Consider the following 6,218-nt stretch of genomic DNA (forward strand, 5'->3'; position numbering starts at 1 on the left):
TGGCGCCGCGGATGGGCCGAGGGCTTGCCACGCCGCGGGCGGAGCGGCAAGCGCGACGGCCCCGGGTCAGATCCCGTCGCCCAGGTGGATGAACTGATCGAGGGCGACGAGTTGGTCCATCGCCCGAGCCGGATCGTCGCAGCCGGCGGTGCCGACCACGCGCGCCGGCACGCCGACGACCGTCGTGTTCGGCGGTACCGGCCGCAGCACCACCGAGCCCGCCGCCACTCGGGCGCAGGCCCCGACCTCGATGTTGCCCAGGATCTTGGCGCCGGCGCCGATCATCACGCCGCGGCGGATCTTGGGGTGGCGGTCGCCGCGCTGCTTGCCGGTGCCGCCCAGGGTCACGGCGTGGAGGATCGACACGTCGTCCTCGATCACCGCGGTCGACCCGACCACGAGGCCGGTGGCGTGGTCGAGGAAGACGCCCCGACCGATCCGCGCCGCCGGATGGATGTCGCACTGGAACACCTCCGAGACCCGGCTCTGGAGGTAGAGGGCGAGGTCGCGCCGACCGCGGTTCCAGACATGGTGGGCGAGGCGGTAGGCCTGCAGGGCGTGGAAGCCCTTGAAGTACAGGACCGGTTCGAGAGCCCGGAGCGTCGCCGGATCCCGGTCGATCACCGCGCCGATATCGGCGCGGAACGCCTGGCCGATTTCGGGATCGACCGTGATCGCCTCGTGGAAGGCGTGGGCGACGAGTTCGGCCGGGAGCGACGGGTGCCCGAGCCGCGCCGCGACCCGGTGGGAGACCGCGCCTTCCAGCGTGGTGTGGTTCAGGATGGTGGCGACAATGAAGGAGGCGAGCTGCGGCTCGGTCCGCAGGACATCCTCCGCCTCGTCCCGCAACCGCGACCAGACCGGGTCGACGACCGCGAGGTCATGCGATGGGTGAGTGAAGGCAGGACTGGCGCTCATAGTCGGATGCTCATGTCCGGGACTTCGCAGGGTCTGCCGGTCGCGCGTGGGGCGGGGCCGGTCCAGCGCCCGCTCGAGCGGGGTGGTTGTCCCGCCCGGAGAGACGGCAGCGGCGGCGACGGACCGCGGGTACTGCCCTAGCGTGGTGCGCTGCACCGCGGCGATCAAGGGCCGGCGCGGCCCGGGGGTCGCATCGGTCGCATGGCTGTCAGCGAACGCGGGCGGGTCAGTCCGCCAGCGGCACGCCCTGCCCGAACCGGGCCTCGATCGCCGCCGTCAGGCGGTCCAGCATCGTCTGGACAGGGATGTTGGAGGTGTCCACCGTCGCCGGGGCCCGGGCGTAGAGCGGCTCGCGGCTCGCCAGCACGGCGCGCAGCTCCTGCATCGCGGAGGCGTGGTCGCCCGTCGTGGCGAGGTGTCCCTGCTCGCGGACGCGGCTCATGTGCTCCTCCGGCCGGGCGCGCAGCCAGATGGTGTAGAACGCCTGGAGGAGCAGATCGTAGGTCAGCGGTTCCGCGACGATGCCGCCGCTCGTCGCGAGGATCAGCGGCCCGGGATGCTCGGTCAGGCGCCGCAAGGCCGCCTGCTCGAGCCGGCGGTAGCCTTCCTGGCCGTAGATCGCGAAGATCTCCTGGACCGAGAGGGCGTTCTCCCGCTCGATCTCGGCGTTGAGCTCCACGAAGGTCCAGCCGAGGCGCTCGGCCGCGAGCTTGCCGAGGGTCGACTTGCCGGCGCCGCGCAGTCCGGTCAGCGCCACGCGCGGCCGGTTGCTCGATTCGGGCCGGCTGCCGCCGGACAGGGCCTCCTTGGCGGCGACGATCTGGGCCGGGCTCGCCTGGGCGAGGAGGTCGCGCACCACGGGCCAGTCGGGCAGCGCGTCGTTGCCGGTGATCAGGTCGTCCAGCCGCACACCCATGGCGTTCGCCACCCGCCGCAGCAGGATGATCGAGACGTTGCCCTGGCCGCCCTCTAGCTGCGCGATGTAGCGCTCGGACAGGCCCGAGGTCTGCGACAGAACCTTGCGCGACAGCCCGCGCACGGTGCGCGCGTGCCTGACGCGTCGCCCGAGGTCCGTGAGAAAGAGAGATTCCTGTTCCACGCCGGTCATGGCGCCGTCCGCTTTCCTGCCAGCTCGAAAGCAGAGTCCGTGCCCTGCATGCCTGCCGCTTCGAGATCCATCGCGCTTTGGCGTTCCGCCAGACAGGAAGCTGCCTGAGAACGTGCGCGTGTAGACCGGCGTTTCCTGCCCTGAGATCCGTCGTGCGCCACCCGCGTACGGCCGCTGTCTCGCGGCGCCGGTCCGTACCGTAACGATCCAACCACGTTGCTGGCGTGGCGCCTATGTGTTGCGGATCGACCCGATGGTCAAGCCTTGGGCATGATCCTTGTGTGGGCAGAAGGCCCGGCCGGGCGGGCGATCGGCGGTCTGCACCCGCGCCGGAGAGGGCGCGCTACTCGACCGGCAGGGCAGTGGCCTCGCGCACCGGCGCGGCGGCCGGAGCGCGCCGCGGCGTCGCGGCGGCGAGCATCTGGAGCGACGGACGGCGCGGCGGCAGCGGCACCTCGACCGCCTCGACCGCCGCCTCGGTGGCCGGTGCCGAAGCGGCCGCGGGGGTCATCGGGGTGGCGGCCGCCGCGGGCTGCGGCGAGAGCCGGAGTTCCGCCATCTGCGCCGGCGAGGCCTCCGCGCTCCCGAGGGCGGTGGGTCGGCGCGGCGGCAGCGGCACCTCTACGGCGGGAACCGAGGCGGCCTGCGGGGCGGCCGGGGTCGCGCCCGCGGCCGGGTCGATGGACAGGCTGGCGAGTTCGACCGCGGCGCCGGCCAGGGCAGCGGGCCGGCGCGGCGGCAGCGGCACCTCGACGGTCTCGGTCGGAACCTCCGCCACGGCGGCGGCCGTCGGCGCGTAGGCCAGGGCGGCCGCGGGGTTGGGTTTGGAGTCGGCGACGCCGCCGCCGAACAGGCTCGCGAGGGCGCTGGCCGACGCCGCCACGGGGGCGACCACCGAGGCGACCTCGGTGGAGATGCCCTGGCGCTTGGCGGCGTAGTAGTAGCCGCGGTTGTAGTACTGGTAGGCCTGGGCGACGTTGCCCTTGGCCGTGCGGTAGGCGCCCGCCAGATAGGCCACGCCGTAGCGCAGGTTGGTCTCCGGATCGTACAGGCCGGCGGCGTCGCCGGTGTAGCCCATGCCGCGCGCGGTCGCGTGCTTGATCTGCATGAGACCCAGGGCGCTGCCGCCCTTCGCCCGCGGATTGTAGTTGCTCTCGCGCTTGACCACGGCGTGCACGAAGCTCGCCGGAACGCCGTTCGCCTTCGCCTGCTGCTCGATCAACGCGTCGATATTGTCGCGCGCGCCCTGCCCGAAGGCGGCGGCGGGCGCGACCGCGAGGACGGCGGCCAGGATGAGGCGATGCATTCCGAGACCCGGTGCTGCTTGTTCTGTAGTCAAGCTAGGTCACGGGGAAATGAGGCCGGAAAGCGGCCCCCGTTCGGCAGCCTGTGGGCGGCCGGGGCGACGGCCGTGCTTGTGATCCGCGCGCCACAGGGCTGCGCGCGGACGCGGTCGGCCGGTCCGGGGAGCCGGTCAGGGAAGGATGAAGCGCTCGACCGCGCGGGCGAACCCGTCGGCGTCGTTGCTGTCCGTGACCGCGCTCGCGGCCGCCTGGACGCTCGCCTCGGCATTGCCCATCGCCACGGAGTAGCCGCTCTGCGCGAACATCGGGCGATCGTTCCCGGCATCGCCGAACGTGGCGATCCGCTCGCGCGGGATGGCGAGATGCGCGCTCATCCAGGCGACGAAGCGACCCTTGTCGAGATCGGGCGGGGTCACGTCGAGATAGTACTTCTGCGAGCGGTGGACGGTGGCCCGGCCGGCCAGCGCCGCCGCGATTCGCGTCTCGCAGGCCGCGAGATGGGCGTGGTCGCGGCTGACGCCGACGATCTTGGCGGCCGTACCCATGAGCGTTCCGAGATCCGGCACGACCCGGGGCTCCGCGTCGATCGTGCGGCGCTCCAGGTCGGTGTAGGGACCGTCCGGGTCGCGCAGGCACCACGCGCCGTCGGCGAAGACCCAGACATCCAGCCCCTCGGCCAGGAGCCGGTCGAGGGCCGCCCGGGCCGCCGGCTCCGGGATGGTCCGCTCCTCGATGATCGACAGGTCCGGCAGGACGACGCTCGCGCCGTTGAAGGCCCCCATCGGCAGGTCGAGGCCGAGCGCCGCCACGAGGCTCCGCAATCCGATCGGCGGCCGCGCCGAGGCGATGCTGAAGCCGATCCCGGCCGCGCGCAGGCGGCGCACGGCCGCCACCGTCGCCGCGGTCAGGCGCTTGTCCCCGGTCACCAGGGTGCCGTCGACGTCCGAGATCACCAGGGCGATTTCCGCGGCCTTGCCGGTTCCTGCTGTCATCGCGTCATTCCCCATCCGGATCCCGCCCCACCCGGATCCCGGCGCGCCGCGGCCGCGAGTTCCGCCACGACCCGGTCGGCAATCGCCTCGGGCGGCTCGAGGATCCCGACGGTGATCGGGTGCTCGTCGGGGCCCGGGACCTCGAGGGTCGCGAACTGGCTGTCCAGGAGATGCGGCGACATGAAGTGACCCTGGCGCTCCGCGAGACGCCGCGCGATCAGGGCCTTGTCGCCGTCGAGGTAGACGATGCGGACCTGCCGGCTGCCCCGGGTGAGGATGTCCCGGTACGCGCGCCGGAGCGCCGAGCAGACCACCACGCCGGACTCGCCGGCGTCGAGGCGCTGCTGGATCCAGGTCGCGATCCGGGCGAGCCACGGCCCGCGGTCCGCGTCGTCGAGGGCGTGGCCCGCGTGCATCTTCGCCACGTGCTCCGGCGAGTGGAAGCTGTCGCCGTCCACGAAGATCCAGCCGAGCTTCTCGGCGATCAGCGCTGCCACGGTGCTCTTCCCGGACCCCGAGACGCCCATGACCACGAGCACCTGAGCGGCCGTCCCGGCATCGAATGTCGGGTCTGATTGGGGCGTCATCCGGACCACCGTGGCTCCGAGGCGCGCCGGGGCGCCGCGCGTCGCGATCATGCGGAGCGCGCGCGCGGAAAGGAAGATCGCCGCGCCCGACGTTGCCGCCGTGTCGGCAGGAACCGTCGCGCCGCGGGCCGCGTTGACGACCCGGAACGTGAACATTTAGGGAACATGAGTCGCATGGCTACCACCACCGCGAAGGCCACCTCGAAGGCCGATCGGGATTCCGGAGCGCGGCAGGACGCGCCGGAGAACCCCAAGACCGACCCGAAGGACGTGTCGAACCAGATCAAGGATCCGGACCAGTGGACCACCGGCGGCGAGCCGATGACCGGCGCGCAGGCCTCCTACCTGAAGACGCTCTCCGAGGAGGCGAAGGAGCCGAAGGCGTTCGATCCCAACCTCGACAAGGCCGAGGCCTCCAAGCGGATCGACGACCTGCGCCACAAGGCCGGTCACGCCTGAGCCGTCGCGGGCGCGCCCTCGCCGGGCGGTGCATATCCCGCCCGGATTTGGCCCGATGCCCTGTTTCGGACACTTCGTTAAGCCGGCGGCAAGCGCGGGCCGGTAACAGCCTTCCGAGCGCGTGAGGCCACGCGGACGGCGGGACGGGAAGGCGCGTTCGACCATGGATGAGCCGGGCGGCGACGGGGCGGGGCGGCGCGCGATGCGATCCCGGGCGGCGGTCGCCCTGACGGATCGGATCCCTGTCGCGGCCGCGCGCTTCGCCCGCGACGTCCGCGGATCCACCGCGACCGAGTACGCCCTGCTCGGGGGCCTGATCTTCCTCGTCGCGGTCGGCAGCATCCGCTACTACGTGTCCCGCGTCAGCGCCGTCTACGGCGACATCACCGCGGCGGTGACTCAGGGGCAGTGAGCCGATCGCGCCGGGGCCGAGCGGCCCTGGAGTCGATGGGCCGACCCGTTACCGTCGACAGCGCCCGGATTTGTGTCCCGATATTTCAGCAGCGCGCGCTGCGCCCGGCATTCGTCGTCCCTGTGCCCCGAAAAAGCTGTGCTTAACGAGGATGACTTAGCAGTCTCGGTCGTGGCGGGCGGAGTGTGGCTCACCCGCTACGGACACCTGGGCCGCTATGGGCTAGGCACGGGCTCGGCAATACCGATGGGCAACATCTGGATGCGCAAACTTCCCCTCGTCCTGCTCGCCGTCACGGCGATGTCGGGCTGCACGTACCTGCCCGCGGCGGGTCCGACGGCGGGCGCGATCCAGGCCGGGGCCGAGGTCGCCACGGCCGACGGCGGGATCCTTGCCCGCTACGAGATCATCGACGTCACCCCCTCCGTGGTCGAGGCC

7 protein-coding genes and 1 pseudogene are annotated in these 6,218 nt (G+C 72.3%); 3 read left to right on the forward strand and 5 right to left on the reverse strand.

The genetic code is table 11. The features are described from left to right. Positions 1-66: 66 nt before the first annotated feature. The 5 genes from cysE to ABIC30_RS27035 form a co-directional block, all read right to left on the reverse strand. Entirely contained in the window at positions 67-918 is an 852-nt protein-coding gene (cysE, locus tag ABIC30_RS27015) for a serine O-acetyltransferase (protein WP_091684043.1), read from the reverse strand. Positions 919-1,144: 226 nt separating this feature from the next. After that, positions 1,145-2,026, reverse strand: a complete 882-nt coding sequence (locus ABIC30_RS27020; RefSeq protein WP_020095664.1) for a helix-turn-helix transcriptional regulator — start codon at positions 2,024-2,026, stop codon at positions 1,145-1,147. Positions 2,027-2,369: 343 nt separating this feature from the next. Further along, entirely contained in the window at positions 2,370-3,332 is a 963-nt protein-coding gene (locus ABIC30_RS27025) for a lytic transglycosylase domain-containing protein (RefSeq protein ID WP_020095665.1), read from the reverse strand. A gap of 168 nt (positions 3,333-3,500) precedes the next feature. Then, positions 3,501-4,322 (reverse strand): Cof-type HAD-IIB family hydrolase, encoded by an 822-nt coding sequence (locus ABIC30_RS27030; protein WP_354456373.1) that lies wholly within the window; start codon positions 4,320-4,322, stop codon positions 3,501-3,503. Further along, positions 4,319-4,909: a gluconokinase gene (locus ABIC30_RS27035; protein ID WP_354456374.1), complete on the reverse strand. Its 591-nt coding sequence runs from the start codon at positions 4,907-4,909 to the stop codon at positions 4,319-4,321. Before ABIC30_RS27035 ends, ABIC30_RS27030 begins: the two co-directional genes overlap by 4 nt. Before the next feature lie 174 nt (positions 4,910-5,083). On the opposite strand from ABIC30_RS27035, the gene ABIC30_RS27040 reads away from it, so the two are divergent. The 3 genes and pseudogenes from ABIC30_RS27040 to ABIC30_RS27050 all read left to right on the forward strand — a co-directional run. Continuing rightward, positions 5,084-5,368, forward strand: a complete 285-nt coding sequence (locus tag ABIC30_RS27040) for a DUF3072 domain-containing protein (protein ID WP_354456375.1) — start codon at positions 5,084-5,086, stop codon at positions 5,366-5,368. 163 nt (positions 5,369-5,531) lie between these two features. Further along, positions 5,532-5,780 (forward strand): Flp family type IVb pilin, encoded by a 249-nt coding sequence (locus tag ABIC30_RS27045; RefSeq protein WP_354456376.1) that lies wholly within the window; start codon positions 5,532-5,534, stop codon positions 5,778-5,780. A 261-nt stretch (positions 5,781-6,041) separates the two neighbouring features. Further along, positions 6,042-6,218 (forward strand): annotated as a pseudogene (locus tag ABIC30_RS27050) (polysaccharide biosynthesis/export family protein); the annotation flags it as partial.

Origin of the sequence: Methylobacterium sp. 1030 (assembly GCF_040544715.1) — a bacterium.
Lineage (GTDB): Bacteria > Pseudomonadota > Alphaproteobacteria > Rhizobiales > Beijerinckiaceae > Methylobacterium.